The sequence below is a fragment of the Candidatus Benthicola sp. genome (genome assembly GCF_058719085.1).
Genome location: NZ_JBZQEK010000185.1, coordinates 1 through 18,327, shown reverse-complemented (window position 1 = coordinate 18,327; position 18,327 = coordinate 1). Strand labels below are relative to the sequence as shown.

General features: G+C 69.0%; 20 protein-coding genes. 11 read left to right on the top strand and 9 right to left on the bottom strand.

The features are described 5' to 3' along the window. A partial coding sequence (locus AC36XV_RS13125) for an FtsX-like permease family protein (RefSeq protein WP_492204140.1) occupies positions 1–1,454 on the top strand: 1,454 nt, incomplete at its 5' end. Here the strand turns inward: AC36XV_RS13125 and AC36XV_RS13120 are convergent. Next, positions 1,424–2,083 (bottom strand): hypothetical protein, encoded by a 660-nt coding sequence (locus AC36XV_RS13120; protein ID WP_492204139.1) that lies wholly within the window; start codon positions 2,081–2,083, stop codon positions 1,424–1,426. The two genes, AC36XV_RS13125 and AC36XV_RS13120, sit on opposite strands and share 31 nt — an antisense overlap. Positions 2,084–2,436: 353 nt before the next feature. Between AC36XV_RS13120 and AC36XV_RS13115 the strand changes: the two genes are divergently transcribed. After that, the gene (locus AC36XV_RS13115; RefSeq protein ID WP_492204138.1) at positions 2,437–2,829 is read left to right on the top strand and encodes an SH3 domain-containing protein; all 393 of its coding nucleotides are present in this window, start codon (positions 2,437–2,439) and stop codon (positions 2,827–2,829) included. Here AC36XV_RS13115 and AC36XV_RS13110 read toward each other — a convergent pair. Further along, positions 2,826–3,257, bottom strand: coding sequence for a hypothetical protein (locus AC36XV_RS13110; RefSeq protein ID WP_492204137.1), 432 nt, complete (start codon positions 3,255–3,257; stop codon positions 2,826–2,828). The genes AC36XV_RS13115 and AC36XV_RS13110 overlap by 4 nt on opposite strands. A gap of 213 nt (positions 3,258–3,470) precedes the next feature. On the opposite strand from AC36XV_RS13110, the gene AC36XV_RS13105 reads away from it, so the two are divergent. After that, a complete protein-coding gene (locus AC36XV_RS13105) occupies positions 3,471–4,634 on the top strand; it encodes a serine hydrolase domain-containing protein (protein WP_492204136.1) in 1,164 nt (387 codons plus the stop codon). Here AC36XV_RS13105 and AC36XV_RS13100 read toward each other — a convergent pair. After that, complete coding sequence (locus AC36XV_RS13100) at positions 4,591–5,649, bottom strand: hypothetical protein (protein ID WP_492204135.1); 1,059 nt, start codon at positions 5,647–5,649, stop codon at positions 4,591–4,593. The genes AC36XV_RS13105 and AC36XV_RS13100 overlap by 44 nt on opposite strands. A 146-nt stretch (positions 5,650–5,795) precedes the next feature. Continuing rightward, positions 5,796–6,227 carry a helix-turn-helix domain-containing protein gene (locus AC36XV_RS13095; RefSeq protein WP_492204134.1) on the bottom strand — a complete coding sequence of 144 codons (432 nt, stop codon included), beginning with the start codon at positions 6,225–6,227 and terminating at the stop codon, positions 5,796–5,798. Positions 6,228–6,494: 267 nt separating this feature from the next. Between AC36XV_RS13095 and AC36XV_RS13090 the strand changes: the two genes are divergently transcribed. Beyond that, a complete protein-coding gene (locus AC36XV_RS13090; protein ID WP_492204133.1) occupies positions 6,495–8,321 on the top strand; it encodes a cation:proton antiporter in 1,827 nt (608 codons plus the stop codon). Here the strand turns inward: AC36XV_RS13090 and AC36XV_RS13085 are convergent. After that, positions 8,299–8,997, bottom strand: a complete 699-nt coding sequence (locus AC36XV_RS13085) for an energy transducer TonB (RefSeq protein ID WP_492204132.1) — start codon at positions 8,995–8,997, stop codon at positions 8,299–8,301. The genes AC36XV_RS13090 and AC36XV_RS13085 overlap by 23 nt on opposite strands. 333 nt (positions 8,998–9,330) lie before the next feature. Between AC36XV_RS13085 and AC36XV_RS13080 the strand changes: the two genes are divergently transcribed. The 6 genes from AC36XV_RS13080 to AC36XV_RS13055 all read left to right on the top strand — a co-directional run bounded on the left by AC36XV_RS13080 (position 9,331) and on the right by AC36XV_RS13055 (position 13,836). Beyond that, entirely contained in the window at positions 9,331–9,858 is a 528-nt protein-coding gene (locus tag AC36XV_RS13080) for a hypothetical protein (RefSeq protein ID WP_492204131.1), read from the top strand. 94 nt (positions 9,859–9,952) lie between these two features. Continuing rightward, on the top strand, positions 9,953–10,378 hold the full coding sequence (locus AC36XV_RS13075) for a hypothetical protein (protein ID WP_492204130.1): 426 nt from the start codon (positions 9,953–9,955) through the stop codon (positions 10,376–10,378). Positions 10,379–10,488: 110 nt separating this feature from the next. After that, a complete protein-coding gene (locus AC36XV_RS13070; RefSeq protein ID WP_492204129.1) occupies positions 10,489–11,670 on the top strand; it encodes a serine hydrolase domain-containing protein in 1,182 nt (393 codons plus the stop codon). Positions 11,671–11,719: 49 nt separating this feature from the next. Then, positions 11,720–12,913 carry a serine hydrolase domain-containing protein gene (locus AC36XV_RS13065; RefSeq protein ID WP_492204128.1) on the top strand — a complete coding sequence of 398 codons (1,194 nt, stop codon included), beginning with the start codon at positions 11,720–11,722 and terminating at the stop codon, positions 12,911–12,913. A 3-nt stretch (positions 12,914–12,916) separates the two neighbouring features. Continuing rightward, the gene (locus tag AC36XV_RS13060; RefSeq protein ID WP_492204127.1) at positions 12,917–13,381 is read left to right on the top strand and encodes a hypothetical protein; all 465 of its coding nucleotides are present in this window, start codon (positions 12,917–12,919) and stop codon (positions 13,379–13,381) included. A gap of 92 nt (positions 13,382–13,473) precedes the next feature. Then, positions 13,474–13,836, top strand: a complete 363-nt coding sequence (locus tag AC36XV_RS13055) for a hypothetical protein (RefSeq protein WP_492204126.1) — start codon at positions 13,474–13,476, stop codon at positions 13,834–13,836. A gap of 68 nt (positions 13,837–13,904) precedes the next feature. Here the strand turns inward: AC36XV_RS13055 and AC36XV_RS13050 are convergent, their stop codons facing one another. The 3 genes from AC36XV_RS13050 to AC36XV_RS13040 are packed head-to-tail and all read right to left on the bottom strand — an operon-like array spanning position 13,905 to position 17,222. Then, positions 13,905–14,900: a helix-turn-helix transcriptional regulator gene (locus AC36XV_RS13050; protein WP_492204125.1), complete on the bottom strand. Its 996-nt coding sequence runs from the start codon at positions 14,898–14,900 to the stop codon at positions 13,905–13,907. Further along, on the bottom strand, positions 14,893–16,035 hold the full coding sequence (locus AC36XV_RS13045) for a helix-turn-helix transcriptional regulator (protein ID WP_492204124.1): 1,143 nt from the start codon (positions 16,033–16,035) through the stop codon (positions 14,893–14,895). The genes AC36XV_RS13050 and AC36XV_RS13045 overlap by 8 nt, the downstream gene beginning before the upstream one ends. Then, positions 16,035–17,222: a hypothetical protein gene (locus tag AC36XV_RS13040; protein WP_492204123.1), complete on the bottom strand. Its 1,188-nt coding sequence runs from the start codon at positions 17,220–17,222 to the stop codon at positions 16,035–16,037. Before AC36XV_RS13040 ends, AC36XV_RS13045 begins: the two co-directional genes overlap by 1 nt. A gap of 304 nt (positions 17,223–17,526) precedes the next feature. On the opposite strand from AC36XV_RS13040, the gene AC36XV_RS13035 reads away from it, so the two are divergent. After that, the gene (locus tag AC36XV_RS13035; RefSeq protein ID WP_492204122.1) at positions 17,527–17,718 is read left to right on the top strand and encodes a hypothetical protein; all 192 of its coding nucleotides are present in this window, start codon (positions 17,527–17,529) and stop codon (positions 17,716–17,718) included. A 63-nt stretch (positions 17,719–17,781) separates the two neighbouring features. Here AC36XV_RS13035 and AC36XV_RS13030 read toward each other — a convergent pair. Then, a partial coding sequence (locus AC36XV_RS13030) for a YybH family protein (protein WP_492204121.1) occupies positions 17,782–18,327 on the bottom strand: 546 nt, incomplete at its 5' end.

The following is an 18,327-nucleotide window of genomic DNA, read 5'->3' as shown; positions in this document are numbered from 1 at the left end:
GCGTGCTGTCCACGCTGGGGGCCGCGGTGGGGGTGCTGATCGGACTCGGCGGCGTCGCCTGGTTCAACCGGGCCGTGGCGACCAATCCCCCGCCCTTCTGGATGACGTTCGAGCCCGACGGGAGAGTGATGGTCTTCGTGGTGGTGGTGACGGTCCTCTCCGCCGTCGCGGCGGGGCTCTTTCCCGCCCTGCGCTCCACCGGGCGCGGCATGAACGAAGCGCTCAAGGACGAGGGACGGGGATCCTCCGGGCTGCGCATGGGCCGCATCACCTCGATCATCGTGATCGGAGAGGTGGCGGTCTCGTGCGGACTGCTGATCGCGGCCGGGCTCATGATCAAGAGCGTGGCCCAGCTGCGTTCGATCAACTTCCCGTTCGCGGTGGAGAGCATCTTCACGGCGCGGCTCAACCTTCCTCTCTCCGACTACCCGGACTCCGAGGCGAGGACCGCCTTCTATCGCGAGTTCCTCCAGCGTCTGCAGGCCACGCCCGGTGTCGAGGCGGCGACGCTCTCGGACGGACTGCCGGCGCGCGGAAACGGCATGCGCGTGTTCGAGATCGAGGGCGGCGACTATCCGACCGATCGCGACTACCCGAGCGCACGCGAGGGCATCGTCACCCCCGGCTACTTCGCCACCTTCGAGACGCCGGTTCTGGACGGACGCCCGTTCGAGTTCTCGGACACGAAGGACAACCTGCCGGTGGCGCTCGTGAACCGGAGCTTCGTGCGCGAGTTCTTCGACGGAGATGACCCACTCGGACGGCGGTTCCGGATTCACCAGGGGGAAGAGGTCTACGACTGGATGACGGTGGTCGGCGTCGTGCCCGACCTCAAGATGGAGGGGATCGGGAACAACAATGCCAGCCCGGCCGGCTACTACATCGCGGTGGAGCAGTTCGCGGGCATCCTCGGCAACGTGGTGAGCGTGGGCGTGCGGACGGCGGGGGATCCCGCCGCCATGGCGCCGCGCGTCCGCGAGACCGTGGCGACGATGGACCCGAACCTGCCCATCTACGACGCGCTTCCGATGAAGACGGTGATCGCCGAGCAGACCTGGTTCTACCGGGTCTTCGGCACGCTCTTCATGGCGTTCGGCTTCGTGGCGCTATTCCTCGCCGCGGTCGGACTGTACGGCGTGATGTCCTTCAGCGTGAGCCAGCGCACCCGCGAGATGGGCATCCGGATGGCCCTCGGGGCCTACAACGGGCGCCTCATCCGGCTGGCCATGCGACGCGGGCTGCGCCAGATCGCGATCGGGATCGCCATCGGCATAGGGATCGCCGCTCTGGCCACCCGTCCGCTGCAGGTGATCCTGTACGAGGTGGATGCCCGGGACCCCGTGATCTTCGGGGGCGTGGTGCTGGCCCTGGCGCTCGTCGGCGTCCTGGCCACGTACGTACCGGCTCGACGCGTGACCCGGATTCACCCCGCCGAAGCGCTGACGCCCGGCTGATCGGCGGGGGGAACGTCGACCGAGTCCGCGGGCGCTTCGTCCGGTGCCACCCGGTCGTAGACCCGGACGAAGGAGACCGGACGCGGCAGGCGATCCCCCTCGAGGCGCGTCAGGATGTGGAGCCGACCCGTCGCCGGCTGGATCGAGTACTCCTCGACGAGGATGAGGTCGCCGTCCAGCCGCCTCTCCACCACGAGCTCCGCGCCCTCCCACCAGGCCCGGAATTCGGCCTCGGCGCCGCCCGGCAGCGCGGTCTTCTGCTTTCTGCCGTCCGTGTGCAGGACGAGGTCGCGATCCGGGTAGGCGATCGACACGGTCGAATCGGATCGGTCGATCGAGAATCTTCCGATGGCCCGCCGAAGGACCGCCGGTGCGGAGTTGGGTGGAACCCGGGCCGGTTGCCCGGAGGGAGGCTGCGAGCTCGGGGATCCGGGCACGGGGGGAGGCACCGCGGGCTGCACGATCCGCTCCGATGGATCATCGCTCAGGGCCCGGTTCAGCACCCAGTCGCCCCTGATGCCGGCTTCGCCGGGCGGCGACGTCGCATCCTGCGCTCCAAGGGCCCCGGGCGCGCTTCCCCCGAGTAGCAGGGCCAGCAGCAGCAACAGACCGGTACGATCTCTCTTCATTCCCATGAATCCCCGAAGACGTGTGAATGCCGCACGCGACTTAGACCCTCCGCTCCACGACTCGTTCCTGCCCGATTCACGGCTTTCCCGCTCGAAGGCTCCGATCCGGCGCGGGAGGCCGCATATGATTCGTCGAGGCACGGGAAATGCACCCCTCCAAGGCGACACGACCCCAAATTGAGCGGAGGGATCTGGTCTTGAGCACGGCGGCATGCGCCATCTGCGGGCGCCCGGCGTCCCCTAACAGCAGATATTGCGACACTTGCGACTTTCAGTCGCGACCCGCGCAGGCGGCGAACGATCCTGTGCATGTTGCGAAAGTTCGTGCTGCATCCGGCAATCGATTCGCTGAAGTGCGCATCTTTCTCGGCGTTTTCGTCGTCGCGGCGATCACCACCACCGTGCTCGGCATGGGGGGGCCGCTCGGTTTTCCGGCCCTGCGGGCCAGCCTCGGGCTCGAGCCCGTGGAGCAGACGATCGAAACGACGGACTGGGGCGAGGTCCGGTGGGTCCATACGACCTCGCGCGTCCGGGCCGGCCGCTCAACGGACACCGAGGTCGTCGGACGGTTGAAGCCCGGCGATAGCGTTCGGGTCGACTTCGCGGGCGCCGGCTGGTACGCCGTGTTCCCGACATCCGCCCCCGACCGGCGCGAAGAGTCCGCCCTCGGGTACGTCTACGGCAGGCTTCTCAAGAAGGAGCCGCCACCGGATGTGAAGGTCCCTCTGGTTCGCATCCTTCCCTAGTCCCCTGCCGGTCCGCGCGCCCGACCCCGGCGCCACATCCACAGCACCAGCCCGGTCAGGCTGAGCGCGATGCCCGGGACCCCGAACGCGAATCCCGCGAAGGTCCACGCGTAGAATGACGCAGTCGTCCCGGAGGCCGAGTGCCACGCCCAGGTCGCCGCCGGCAGCGCGAGGAATCCGAGCCCGACCTGGAGCAGCAGGGCGGGCGCGCGGGCCACGAGAGAAGCGGAGCGGGGACCCCGCACGGCCGCCGTCCAGCACAGGAGCGAGCCGAAGGTGACGAGAGCCGGGCCCAGAAACATCCAGCCCTCCACGTTGAACGCGGCCGCCTCCTGACCTGGAAGCAGAACCCGCCGCATGGCGACGAGGCCGAGGCCCACGATGAGAAGGCCGGCGACTCCCGTGATCCAGCGCATCCCGGCGCGCATCGCTCTCCCTCCCCTCTCGCTGTGCTCCCGTCGTTCCGATTCCCGACGGAAGCTATCGATTTCCCTGTCCCCCGAGGAGCCTCGTGGCCGGCGCCGTGCCGCCGACGGGAGGAACCCGGGCGCCCGTCGCGGGTTCACCCATCGGTGCCCGGCCCCGGTCCGACCTTCGGCCCTGCCGCGTCTCGACCACGTGAACCCGATGAAGGACGTTTCATGCGAAAGCTTCTGGTCCTTGCCCTTCTGGCTTCCGCCGTCGGCTGCGGCACCGAGGACCCCTTCGAGTCGCCCGACATCCCCTCGGACGTCGGGGTGGCGGGGGACGGCAACCTGGCCGAGGTGCTCGAGCCGATCCGCGCTGCCTGGGAGGTCCCGGCGCTCGGAGCGTTCCTGGTTCACGACGGCCAGATCCTCGAGATCGCCGCCGTCGGCAGACGCTCTACGGAATCTCCCGAACTGGTCACCACCCAGGACCTGTGGCACGTGGGCTCTCTCGGCAAGGCCATGACGGCGACGCTCGCCGCGGTGCTCGTGGAGGCAGGCGAGCTGACGTGGGAGACGACGGTGGGCGAGGCCCTGCCGGAGCTTTCCCCGATCATTCGCGAGGAGTTCCGGGATGTGCGTCTCGAGGAGCTGCTCTCGCACACCTCGGGGATCAGCGACGCGGTGGACGAGACGACCTGGTGGCAGTCCCAACCCCACACGGAAGACCTCCACACCCAGAGACTCGACCTGTCACGGGAGCTGCTGCAGACGCTGCCCGTGGCGCCGAGGGGCGAGTACCTGTACAGCAACGGCGGCTACATCGTGGCGGGCGCGATGATCGAGGAGGTGATGGGCGAGGAGTGGGAGACCCTGATCACGGACCGGGTGTTCCGGCGGCTCGGGATGTTCACGGCCGATTTCGGGGCCCCCGGGAGACCGGGGAGCCTGCTGCAGCCGTGGGGCCACGTCCTCGAGGTCGGGGAGTACCGGCCGATCGAGCCGGGTCCGGCGGCGGACAATCCCCCTGCCCTCGGCCCGGCTGGCACGGTCCACCTCAGCATGACCGACTACTCGAAGTTCGCGGCCGCCCACCTCGCGGGAGACCGCGGGGAGGACGGGCTGGTGAGCGCCGAGACCTATGCCCGTATGCACGAGAGAGCACCGGGCACGGCCTCGGGTCTGGGCTGGCTGCTCGGGGTGCGTGTGTGGGCCAACGGGATCGCCCTGCACCACGAAGGCAGCAACCTCCTCTGGTACGCCAACGTGTGGCTGGCCCCGGAGCGCGATCTGGCTGTGTTCGCGGTCACGAACGCCGGCCAGGAGCGTGCGTACCGGACCACGGACGCCGCCGTCAACGCCCTGATCGAGAGGTTCGACGCGGCCGAGGCTCCCTGAAGCCCCGGCCGCCCGCCCGCTGACGAACTTCCATCCTCAGAAGGGCTGCGTGGATGACCCAGGTCTCCCGCTGCTCCTCGTCGAGGATCCGCACCAGGTCCGCGTGGCGCGCTTCGCGCATGGCGGCCCGCTCGTCCGGCGAGGGTCGTTCTCCCTCCCACCGCGGTGCGCCCGCCGGATCCGGCATTCCGGCCCGGAGCGAATCGAGCGCCGCGATCTGACCGTCGGTCAGGTTCAGCGCATCGATCATCGACTGTCTCTCCCTCTCCATCCGGGCTTCGAGCCGGGTCCTCGCCGAGTCCCGCCTCGCCTCACGCCGCGCTTCGGCCGCCGCGCGCTGTTCCTCCAGCAGGGCCTGCTGCTCCGACGTCAGGATCTGAACGACCGCGGCATGCATGGAGTCCCGGACCGCTTCGAGCTCCCGCTCGGCCTCGTCGCGCGACAGGCTGCCGTCCCGGAGCCCTCCCCACACTTCGCGCATTCGGGGACCGTACGCCTCCCGGATCGCCGTCAGCTCCGCTCGCTGCTCGTCGGACAGGTCGAGGCCCGGCAGGCCTTCGAGTCGGGGACCCACCCTGCCTCCCGGCCGTTCCGGGGGCCCGCCCCGCCGGCCGGTGTGCGGTCGGCGCCCGGCCCGGGGGGAGAAGGGTCGCTCGACCAGGTGATCCTCGAGAACCGCGATCTGTTCCGGCTCGAGGAGTTCCCGGATCTCGGCCGCCGCTTCCCAGAGGCCCGGTTCGCCCGGGGCACTCGCCGCTCGGCTCGCTTCCAGCACGGACTGCACGGCGCTCCGCTGATCGTCCGTGAGGTCCAGCCCCCGAAAGAGAGGTGGGGCGGGAGGTGCCGCCCGCTCCTGCGCCTGTGGAGGTGGTTCCGTCGACTCCTGCGCCACGGCAGTCGACACGGTACCCGCGCCGAGCGCCAGGACCGCGATCATGGTCACTCCGAACCCGCCGCGCGCCCGGCGCCGCCTCTCCACCCGCGTCCGTTCTACCCCGCCCCCGTGCACACCCATGCTCCACCTCCGTGGTGATCGACCTTCGTTTCGGTTCTCGCTCGACGGGCCCGTGCGGCGGGCCCTGTCCCCTGGTTGTCCTTTAGACGATAGATCGATCCGGTCCATTCCCCCCGGTGGGTCCCGGTCGGGATGCGCGGCGTGTCTCAGAGGCGGCGCTGCAGCTCCAGCAGCTGCGGGCGCAGCCGCTCGGCGGTCTCGATCGCGGACGCGACGTCTCGAAGCTCGGTGACCATGTCGGTGAGTTCGCTCGATCGCGACTCCGCCATGACGTGGGTACGGCTCGCCCCGTGACGGGAGAGCGTCTGCTTTCCGAGGCGGTCCATCCAGGTGGACAGCCTCACCATGCGGCGCATGGTCTGTTCGAACTCACGCGACCACCAGTCGAGCAGGTCCTCGGTCGCAGGCGCCGCGTCGCCGTCCGCCCGGCGTATCCGATCGAGTTCGGTGGTCGGGATCCGCCACTCTCCATCCTGCTTGCGGGCGGAGACCCCCCCCGCCCGGATCCAGTTGTACACGGTGTTGAAGTGCCGCCCGCTCAGGCGCGCGAACTCGTGGACCCCCAGGGTCTCTCTCATGGCGATTTCCTCGTATTGTTGTTGCCATTCATATTAGTAAATACATTCGATAAGTCAATGTCCGGGAAGGAATTCGACCGGACATCGACGTTTCGCGCCTCCTCGGCGGCTTGCCGGATCGGGGTGGGCGGCGGCGGCCGGCCCGTCGGTCGTGGACCGGACTCCGGCCGAGCCGTTGACGATATCCGTGGCGGCGGGATACGGTAGGATGCGGTTCGGCCCGGTCGAACCGACAGGACCATCGATCCCGGACTGCGAAGGGGCCCCGTGAGCCAATCCCTTCTGATCGCCCTGGCGAGCATCATCACGCTGGGAATCGCCGCCGAGTGGATCGCGTGGCGGATCGGACTCCCGTCGATCCTGGTGCTGCTCGTCTTCGGCCTGATCGCCGGACCGTTCACCGGCTGGCTGAATCCGGACGCCGTGTTCGGCGATCTTCTCTTTCCTCTCGTCTCCGTGTCGGTGGCCATCATCCTGTTCGAGGGTGGCGCCAGCCTGAGAGTCCTGGAGCTGCGCCACGTGGGGCGGGTCGTGACGCTGCTGGTCACCGTCGGCGCGCTGGTGACGTGGACGTTGACGACGCTCGCGGCGATGGCGCTTCTCGAGCTGCCGGTTGGAACGGCGTTGCTGCTCGGCGCCATCCTGGTCGTCACCGGTCCGACCGTGATCGTCCCGCTGCTGAGACAGATGCGGGCGAGCCCGGACCTCGAGAAGGCGATCAAGTGGGAGGGAATTCTCAGCGACCCGCTCGGAGCGATCCTGGCGGTGCTCGTGTTCGACGTTCTGGTCTCCGGCGGCCTCGAGACCGCGTGGACCGTCGGCGCCATCGGGCTGCTGCAGACCGTGGTCATCGGCGTCGTCCTCGCCGCCGTCGGCGCGGGATCGATGATCTGGCTGCTCGACCGGCGCTGGGTCCCGGAGTTCCTGCAGAGCCCGCTCGCCCTGACCCTCGTCGTGGCCGTCTTCGCGATCTCGAACGTCGTGCAGGCGGAATCCGGCCTGCTGACGGTGACGCTGATGGGAATCGCGATGGCCAATCAGAAGAGGGCCAACGTGCGTCACATCGTCGAGTTCAAGGAGAACCTGCGAGTTCTGCTCATCTCCTCACTGTTCATCATCCTCCCCGCCCGGCTGGACATCGCCGACCTTCAGGCCGTCGGGCTCTCCGAGTTCGCTTTCGTCGGCTGCCTGATCCTGCTCGTCCGGCCGGTGGCCGTCGGGGTGTCGACGCTCGGGTCGACCCTCGGGTGGCGGGAGCGAGCGGTGATCGCGTGGGTCGCGCCACGGGGCATCGTGGCGGCGGCCGTGTCTTCGCTGTTCGCCCTCGAGCTCGGCCAGCATGGATACGCGGAGGCAGGTCAGCTCGCCTCGGTCACCTTCCTGGTGATCATATGCACGGTGCTGGTCTACGGCTTCACGGCATCCCCGCTGGCCCGCCGCCTCGGCGTGGCACAACCGGCGGCGCAGGGCGTGCTGTTCGTGGGCGCGCATCCGTGGGCGCGGGAGATCGCCCGGGAGCTGCAGGAGCTGGACATCCCGGTGCGCATGGCGGACACCAACCGGCACAACATTCGGCAGGCACGGCTGGCCGGACTGCCCTGCCACTACGGAAGCGCTCTCACGGAGGGAGCCCTCGATGGCGTCGACCTGTCCGGGATCGGCAAGCTGCTCGCCATCACTTCGAACGACGAAGTCAACGCACTCACCGGGCTGAACTTCAGCGAGATTCTCGGGGCGGATTCCATCTATCAGCTGCCCCCCGAGGGCCTGGAGGAGGCTCCCGAGGAGGATCAGGTCGGTCCGCACCTGCGGGGCCGCTTCCTGTTCCGTGCCGATGCCCACTACTGGAAGCTCACCGCACGGTTCGACGCCGGCGCCGACGTGAAAACCACCAGGCTTTCCGAGTCCTTCGGGTACGACGACTTCCTGGATCGATATCCCGGGGCGATCCCGATGTTCTTCGTGGACGGCCGAAACGTCCACGTGGTCACCGTGGGAGACCACCGGGAGCCGGAAGCGGGTCAGAAGGTCATCGCTCTGGTGGGCGCCGAGCGCGCCCCGGAGGCCCGGTCTAGCGACTCACCGAGAAGCTGATGGGCTGGGCGATCCAGACGCCGACTGGCCGGTCCCGCAGCATGGCCGGCGAGAACTCCATCTGAGCGGCCATTTCGAGCGCCACTTCGTCCAACTGCTCCCGTCCGCTCGACCGGTTGATCTGGGCGTTCCCCGGTCGGCCTTCCTCGTCCACCCAGACCCAGAGCAGCACCTCGCCGCCGATCCCCGCCTCCCTGAGCGCCGGCGGATAGAGCCGGTGCATGAGGCGAATCATCTCCTGCCCGTTGAGGAGCCTCGGATCGGTGTCGCGCTCGATGTAGACCGGCTGCTCGCTCGGGTCCACCTCGACGTCCGGCGGCGGCGGCGCCAGCTCGGACACCGGGTTGTCCTCGAAGGTGGTGGTGGCGATGGTGATGTCCTCGTCGAGGGCCATGTCGGACACGATGGGACGGGCCGGACGGGCGATGGCCTCGGGGGGAGGCGGAATCCGGACCTCCGGCGGCAGCTCGATGGCCGCCAGCTGATCGGCAGCGAAGTCGAAGTCCGCCGCCTGCATGCTCGGGAAGAACTCGAACGCGGCGAAGTGGAGGACCAGCGACCCGAACAACGCCAGGGCGCCGACGAGCCGGTAGGAGTCCTTGAAGCGCTGGTTCGCGCTCGGAGCCTCCTCTTCACCCCGACCGTCCGCCTTCACCGCCGTGATCTCTTCCGCCATCGTGATAGCCTCCCGCCGGCGCCGCGCTCACCGGGCCTTCACACCCATGAAAGCGCGGAAACGGTGTCAAACCGGACAGCCCTGTTGCCACCCTACTCTACGAGGCCCGGTACGGGAAGGGTTCCGTACCCGACCCCACACAGGTTGAGGCCCCGGCGTCTCCCGGCCGTCACACCGCGGTGCCCTGCCCCTCCCGTGGGAGAGCCGGACTCCATCGATTCAGACACCCGAGGGGGCCTTCCCGTTGGCGCAGAACTCCGCGCAACGTACACTAGGAGCAAGAGGCTGAGGCGGCAGCCGGAGTGATGCCGCTCCCTCCCGATGGAGGCACCGATGGACCGGAAGGGGCTCGGGGCGCACACGATCGGCAGGGCTCTTCCGCGCCTGCTGGACGGCGGCGTGGTCCTGATCGCGCTCGCCTGCATCCTGATCGGAGCCCGGCCGCTCGTCACCTCGGCCGCGTCGGCACGTCCGGACCTGGGCCAGGCACTGGAAGATGTGACCCTGCCGGAGCTCCCCTCTACCTCTGCCGCGACCGCACCCGGCTCCGTCCGGCTGTCCGCCGAGCAGCGCCGCATGAGTTCGGGGGAGCCGCTCTCGCCGATCGCCCGAAGCCTGGAAGCCACGGTCGGACGATACCGGGAAGTCGAAGACCGGCGGACCGCCGGCCGGCTCTCGTGCGATCCACTGCGACAGAGCTACCGGGACGTCGAGTCGAGCTGGATCCGCTACAGCATCGCGAGGCGCCGCGCCTATGGACCGACCCTCCCGGCAAGCCTCGTGACGTGGGACTCGATGCTGTACGAAGCGGTGCAGGCCGTGGATCGCGGATTCACCGCCTCCGGTTGCCGCCGACCCTAGCTCCGGACCGGTCCGTATCCTGCGACTCATGGATCCCGGAGCGACGGGGGGACCCTGACCCCCCGGATTCGGACCGAGCCACGGAGGGCCACGGATGCTGGAGATTTCAGTGCGAAGGGACATGGGGCGGGGACTCGCCCCGGACTCTCCGGCCTGTGGGATCGTCGCGACACCCGCGATTCGAAAGCGACTCCTGGCTCTGGCCGTCGCCGTGCTCGCCCCGGCTCTGCTCCCGCCCGATGCCGGGGCGCAGAGCTCGGCGGGCGGCACGGTCCGCCTGATCATCCGAGCCGATGTGCTCGCTCCCGACGGGCCCGCCGCCGACTCGCAGGCGCTCGTTCCCGCCGAGCCGATTCCGCGGGACGAAGAGCCGACGGAGTTGGCTGTCGCGGCCGTCGCAGACGGGGACCCGCTCACGACCGGATCGGTCCCGCTCCTTCTCGAGCCGGCCACCAGCCGACCGGACACCACCGCCCGGCGCCCGGACCCGGAGCCCACGGCCGAGCCCGGTCCTGACTGACGATCCCGCCGGAGACCTGCCGCCCCCGCCTGCATCCGCTATTCTCATCCTCGTTCCGGCGCACCGGACACGAGAGATCCGGCCGCTTCTCTCACGGCCGAGGAGTCGACATGTCAGGCAGGATGTTCATGCTGCTGGCAACCATCGGGCTGGCCGGGCTGCTCACGGCCGGCGGCGCCGGCGCACAGACGGAGGGTACCGAGTGGCACGAGTGTCTGCCCGACGCGCCCTTCCCCTGCTCCACCGCGTTCGACGAGGGCCTCGATCCGTTCGTCCTCGAGACGTTCATGAACGACGCCAGCTGGTGGATCGAGCAGGGTCGGATCGCGGGGGCCGAGCTGCTGGTCGTCCGAAACGGGAGCATCGTCTGGCATCGCACCGTCGGTTGGAGCGACCGGGAGAGAGAGCGGACGCTGGAGCGGAACTCCATCTACCGAATCCGCTCGATGACCAAGCCGTTCACCGGGGCTGCGATCCTCATCCTCGCCGAGGAAGGCCGGGTGGGGCTCGACGACCGGGTGTCGGACTACCTGGCCTCCTTCGACAACGAGCGCTCCGGGGCGATCACCATCCGGGAAGCGCTGACGCACGGGACCGGCTTCGAGCAGACCGATTTTCCCACCGGCTACTGGGAGAGCCCGGACCTCCGAACGGCGGTCGACCTGATCGGAGAGCGGGGACCGCCGTATCCACCCGGCCAGACCTTCCGGTATTCCGATCACAACTCGGCCATGCTCGGAGCGATCGTGGCGCAGGTGACGGGGGCCCCGGCGGAGGACTTCATACAGGAGCGCATCCTCGACCCTCTCGGACTGCAGGACACTCATCTCTACTTCGCCCCGGACAGCTCCTGGGCGTCACGCACCAATGCCACGTACGGCGTGTCGGACGGACGCCTGATCCGATACTGGGACCCCTCGATGGATCAGCGAACCCCGTGGTTCCGGGCGAGCGGGGGCATGTACAGCACCGTGTACGACTACGCGAAGTGGCTCTCCGTGTGGATGAACCTCGGGGCCTACGAGGGCGGGCGGCTTCTGGAGGAGGAGACCGTCCGCGAGGCGCTCCGCGCCGGGTATTCGCCGGCGTACGGGATGCACTGGCAACGGTTCGGAGAAGGCTCGGATCCGTCCGCCCTCCCCCGCTTCGGACACTCCGGGTCGGATGGCACGATGGGCATAGCCTTTCCCGGGCGGGAGGCGATGGTCCTCTACTTCACCCAGTCCCGCGGGGCGCGCCTCGTCTGGGACGAGGCGATGCGCCGCATTCCTTCCCTCGTCGGCGCCGAATGATCTCCCGGGGGCCCGGGTGAGTACGAGGCGGGCGCCAGGCCGCGGGGAGATGACCGCGGCAATTCTCGTCCTGACGGCCTGCCTGGCCGGCTGCACCCCGGACGACGCCTCCCGCCCGGGCTCGCCACGCACGGCCCGCACGGCGCTCGACGGGGCTCCCTTCCCGTATGCCGCTCCTGAGGAGGTCGGGCTGTCGTCCGACGAGATCTGGCTGTTCAAGGAGCGTCTGTATTCCCGGGTGGTGGCCCGGCACGTGGTCGGCAGCGAGATCCTCGTGATCGTGGACGGCCGCATCGTTCTTCACCAGGCGATGGGGTGGGCGGACCGCGAGGAGCGCATCCCGCTGGAGCGGAACACGGTGTTTCCGCTGGCCTCGATGTCCAAGCCCCTCATCGGGACCGCGGCCCTCGAGCTCGTCGACGCCGGCCGGCTCGACCTCGACGCCCCGGTCTCCCGGTACCTGGCGGGCTTCGCAGACGGAGCATCGGCGGGCGTCACCGTGCGGCATCTGTTGACCAACCGATCCGGATTCGCGCAGGGTGAGGAGCCGTCAGGGTACGACCAGCAGGCGTCCCTCGAGGCGGCGGTGCAGCTGCTCGGCCGGCAGGGTCCGAGCTTCGCGCCCGGAGAGCGCTTCATCTACTCGAGCCTCAACGCGGACGTCCTCGGAGCGGTCGTGGCCGTCCTCTTCGGAGCTCCCGCGGAGGGCGTGATTCAGGAGCGGGTCCTCGGGCCGCTCGGCATGCGGGAGACCCATGCAACCTACTCCGTCGACGCGCCGTGGGCCGATCGGGTGCCCTCCCTGTACCGCAGCTGGAGTGGCACGTCCTGGGATCGCTGGTGGAATCCGGCCCGGCCCCACGAAGACCCGTGGTTCAGCCCGTCCGCCGACCTGTACGGCACCGCTTTCGACTATGCCCGCTTCCTTTCGATGTGGATGCAGGAAGGACGCTATCCCGGCGGACGCCTCCTCGAGGAAGAGACCGTACGACGGGCCCTGGCCGATCCGGCGCCGTCGGACCCTCCCGCGGCCCGGGATCGGTGGTACGCGATGCTGTGGGAAGTGTACGCATCCCCGGCAGACTCCGAATCGCTACCGGTGTTCGGTCACCGCGGATCCACCGGAACCGTGGGCCTCGCAATCCCGGCGCGCCGGGCGATCGTGATCTATCTTACCAACTCGGCGGAGAACGAAGTCGTCGAAGAGGTGATCGATGCAGCGCTGGCAATGTTCGGGAGCTGAGTCATGGCGGAGATGAAGATCAGGAGCGGTCCGCTGAGGCTGACCGTGAAGGACGACCGGGGACGGGTCGTGGCGGAGCTGCGCTATCCGAAGGTCCGGTGGAGCGCCCTGGAGATCGAGAGCGAGGACGAACTGGACGCCGTGGTCTTGAGTGAGCGACGCGTGCGCCTCGTCCGGCGGGTTCCTTCCGACGAGGCCGCGGGCGAGGGCCCCGCGGAGGGGGACTCGGGCAGCGACCGCGAAGCCGACTGGGATCCATTCCGGGAAGTGGAGTACGGCGTGCGGGACTTCCTGACGAAGGCCGGACGGGCCGTCGAAGATTTCCTGGAGGATCTCAACGAGTGGTCGGGTCCGATCACCCGACCGCGGGAACGCGGCGAGCACAAGGGTGGTCAGAGCTCCGCTGAGGGGGACGGCGAAGAGGAAGGCCACCCCGACGCGGGCCCGGAGCCGGGGTCGGGGGTTTGACCGAAACGGAGCGTTTTGCGATGCCGATGTGACGGCCACGTGACGATCCGTCCGCACTCTGGAAGCGGCGCTCCAGAGGAAAGGACGTTTCGATGTTGGTGTTCTTGATCGTGGCCGCAGTGCTGATCGGACTCGCCTACGCGGATTACTGCCTGGTCGACAATACCGAGCACTTCGGCATCTGCTTCGGAAAGGCTCTGCAAGCTCAGCAGAACGGAACCGCTCTCTACGAGGCGGAGCGGTTCGAAGCGGGGGGCGAAGCCCGGGCAGCCGGGAACGAGAGCGACCTGGAGATCGCAGCCGTGGCCGAAGTGGACGCCGCGGCGGGGCGCGTCACGCAGCCGGCGTCGGAAGCGGACCGAAGGTCACGCTCCCGCCCGCTCGTCGCTCCGGTGCCCGCCTGGCTCCTCCTGGAGCTGGAGCCGGTGCTGGAGCTGCGCGAGGATAGCCCCTGAGATGGCCGCTGAAGAAGGTCGGTGAACCAACGGACCGGGGGGCGGCCGGGGGGACCGGGGCGACGGGATCAGCTGGTCGCGAGCACCGCCTGCGCCGCCTCGACGACCAGGTCCCGGATGGACCCCGGAGCCACGACTTCGGCCTCCCCGGCGTAGCCGAGCACGTGCCGCACGACCCAGCCGGGATCGGCGTTCGGAAAGCGGACGGACACCGCGCCACTCTCCTGCTCGTCCACCGGGCCCTGCTCCCGGACCCAGGGTGCCACGGTGGCCGAGTAGCGCACCACCGCCTCCTCCTCGGGATCCACCTCCGCTCGAAACACGCGCCCGCCGCCGAGGTAGTCGGCCGGATCGAAGTCCTCGGGCACCCGGAAGCCCTCCGAAAGCGCCTCGGCATCGATCACCCGGTCCACCCGGAAGGCTCGAACATCCGCTCGCAGGTGACAGTGCCCGATGACGTACCAGCGCCCTGAGGCGTAGACCACGGCATACGGATCGAGGTTCCGCTCCTCCGGTTCCGGCGCCCCTTCCTTGAGATAGGTGAGGCGGCAGGTGCGCCCACCCCGGGTAGCCTCCTGCAGCAGGTGGCGAATCGAAGCTCCGCTCTCATCTCCGCAGTCGAGCTCGAACCGTCCCGGCTCGTCGGGCTCCTCGTTCGCCGACGTGACCGCCAGCGCCCTCTCCAGGCGCCGGGCGAGGTCGTGAATCCGCTTCCTCCGATCCGCAGCCCCCGGACCCTCGGGAACGTCCCGGGCCGCCGCTCGAAGTCCTACGGCCAGCGCCAGGGCCTCGCGACCGGACAGCCGGTGCGGGCGATCGAACTTCCTGTGCGAGTAGATCTTCACTCGATCCCGCTCGAGCAGGACCTGCATCTCGTCCGCCCCGCCCGCCGGGTGGTAGAACGCCCGCGCCGTCACCTCCTCCAGGTCTCCCTGGACGGTGGCCACATCCACGCCCAGCCGGTCCGCCGCCTCGGTCAGCAGGACCCCCTCGTCCCGGCTGGCCAGGGGAAGCAGGTAGAGGATTCGACCGAGCCGCTCGCCCGCCGTCGCGCGCTCAGTCATTCTCACCTCCGGACGCCTTCTCACCGCGTGTCTGGTACACCGCGAGGACCTCACGGGCGAGGGACCGGAGCTCGCCGGCGAGAGGGGCCGGCTCGAGGATCCGTGCCCGGCCCTCGAGGCTCAGTATCCAGCGGAGGAACGGCTGTACCTGCCGGACCCCGAAAGCCCGGACCTGCGACCCATCGGGGAATTCCTTGTCCAGCACCCCGTACCCGTTCCGCTCCGCCCAGATGGAGGTCGGAAACTCGAACTGAACCCGGGCCTCGAGCGTCCGGTCCTCCTCGGATCCCAGTTCCCAGGCGTCGCGGCTCCGGTACTCCTCGAGAGAGAAGCTCTCGGGAATCTCGTAGTCGGGAGACTTGGGCGACTTCGCATTGGCCGCGGGCTCCTCCATCCGCCCCACCCGGAAGACGCGAACCGCATCTCGCAGCGCATCGTGACCGATCAAGTACCAGTGGCCGCCTTGAAACAGCAGGCCATACGGGGCGACATCTCTCTCCGTGTCTTCGCCGCTCACGATCCCGTGATATGTGAATCGCACCCGCTTCCGGGCCAGCAGGGCGTCCGAAAGCACCCGCACTCGCGACCGGATCTCCGCAGCGCCCGGTCTCCCGACGTAGAGCACCGTGGAGGATCCCATGCGCGCGGCATCGTCCAGGTCGAAGGTGAGCTTGCGAAGAGCCGAATCCGCCTCGCGCTTGAAGGGAGAGGAAGGGATCCAGGAGACGGTGGAGAGCGAGTCGGCGACCAGTCCGACTTCGTCCTCCGACAGCTCGACCGGCGCCGGGCGTTGCGTCGCCCGCGACGAGGCGGCGGTCGATTCCGGATCGACGAGCTTGAGGTACGGAAGATAGAAGTCCGTGTCCGCCAGGCGGTATGCCTGCATCTCCTCGGCCCCGTAATGGAGCGACATCGGGACCGTCTCGATCGGGATCCCGAGGGCCCGCAGCTCGTCCTTGTCGCGTTCGAACATCCGGCGCACGGTCTCGCGCGCCCGGTCGTCGCCCTCCACGTACTTTTCCGCGTAGGAGGGCACCGCCTCCATGATCGATTCGACCTCCACCGGCATCCGCCGCCCCACCAGGAAGGCGATCAGATCGAGCCACCGCTGGGTCTTGGAGATGCGCTCCGGCATCAGGCCCTCCCCTCCAGCTTGACCCGGACGATTCTCACCAGGAGACCTTCACAGCCGATCCCGAGGATCCGCTGCCTCCACCCGGCGATCTGCTCGCGCGAGATGCGGTCGCCGTGGGCGGCCGGGTTCCGGAGATCGAGGAGCGGCTCCAGCTCATCGGGGAGCGTCTCGGTGAGCCACTTCGCATCCCGCTTGGGAAACGCTTCCCGGATGCCGCGCTTCAGCTCGCCCCGATGCGACAGGAGGTGGCGCACCGAACCGATCGTCTGCCGCGGGACGGAGCGGCCGAGGTCGATCGTCCGGCTCCCGTCCCGGATCTCCCTGTCCGCGGGCGGCCGGGAGGCGAGCACCGGCTGGACCGCGGGAAAGATCGCGGCGTTCAGCTCGGTCTCGATCGCCTTGCAGTACTCGACCGCGGTCGGGGAGAAATCGAATCCCGGATCGTCCCTGCGGGACCGGAACACCGCTTCGCCGGTCGTCAGGAAGGTGCGGGAGGTGGGGTGCAGCGCCTCCCAGATCTCGGGTCCCAGAAGGTTGTCGCGAAGCTCCGCGGACAGGCGCTCCGTCTCGCCCCGCAGCTCGGAGTCCCGCACCACCCAGCGCCGGCCTCCGGTGAGATCCTCCAGGTCCGTAAACCAGGTCGCGCCATCCTGGCGCTCCACCACCAGGGGGAGCTCCACCATCCCCCCGTAGATGGAGACCGGGCGATGGTGATAGCGGACGTTGAGCAGGTTGCGGAGCTCCTCGTTCGTGGCCGGCCCGTCCCCCGCGATGAGCCGCCGGATGTCGGCGAGCCGGAACCAAACGTCCACTTCCCGATCGCGGTAGTACGAAGGCATGTGCTCCGCCTCCCCCGGGCTCCCGCCGGGCACGTCGCGATCCGTGACCTCCACGAGGTGGCCCGCATAGAGCGATCGGTAGTCGGTCAGGTAGAGATGCGTCTCCACCCCGCCGTCGATCTGCTCCTGCAGCGCCAGAACATCCTCCTTGTGCGCGAGCGGCTCATCCCGGTTGGCCGATTTCAGCTTCGCCCACCAGACATAGATGTCATCCGCATCGGCCTTTCCCTGCGCCTCCATCGCCGCCCAGCGAAGCAGCACCTCGAGGTGCCGGTCCATGGCGTCGTCGGCGTAGGACGGATTCCACACGCTCAGGAGATGTCGGGGTACGGCGCTCGGCTCGGTCATGCACCTGTCCGCTCGAGGGGTGTGCGGGGCCATGCGAACGCTGTCTGCGGGACGCCCGGCAAGGTAACGCGCTCCGATCCATGGCTCCAGACGGGTGGTCGTTCGCGGGCGGCCGGCGCACCGCGCCCCCGGTCGTTCCCGGGAGCCGGTAGGCTCGACAGATCGTCGCCGCCCGAACAGTTACCGAAAGTGTACGCGGTGGGTGTGACAGGGAGGGCTTGACAACGGAATCCGAATTGACGGATTGACGAAAGGCGAGCCGGTGGCGTTTGTGGGTCGATCCATCGTTCAGGAGGATTCCGAGATGGCCCTCACACAGTGCCCGGACTGCGGCGGAGTCGTTTCAGACGCGGCACTTACCTGCCCCACGTGCCATCGGGTGCTCGCCCCCGCGGAGCCGGGCGGCGCGAGGCTGCTGCGGCGCATGGTCTGCTGGGCCTTCGGGGGCGCGCTCGCGCTGGTGGGGCTCTGGGTGATTACCCGGATCCTGGGTTGAGGGGGGCGATGCCGGGCACCCCCGGAGCTCTCCGGGAGCACCCGCACCGGGTCGTCGCCGCAGCTACATATCCATCTCTTCCATCATCCCGAAGCCCGGCGGCGGCACCTCGTAGTTGAACATGTGCCGCAGGATCTTCCAGCTTCCATCCGGCCCCTGACGGATGACCACGCCGTACCGGCCGGACGTGACGATGGGCTCGCCCTCCGCGGGCGTCATGGTGACCACGAACCCGCCCCAACCGACGGCCATGTCTCCGGAGGCGACCATTCCCTCACGCATCACCTCCAGCTCCATCGGGATGCCTTCGGCGAAGGAAGCGGCGTAGGTCGCCTCGACCCCGGCCGGGTCCAGCGTCCCGGACAGGGGCGGAGCCTGGGTCCCATCCGGCGCCCACAGGGACGCGAGGCCGGCGGCGTCCCCCGCGTTGTAAGCGGCGATGTAGTCGGCCTCGATCTGGTCCATCCCGGCCTCGGCCTCTGCCGTGTCCATCATGCCCTCGTCCGCGGGAACCTCGGCATACTCGACGGTATCTCCCGAGTCCTGCGGTGCGCACGCAGCAGCGAGCGCGATCATGGCCATCGCCAGCCAGGGCGTCCTCTTCCGAAT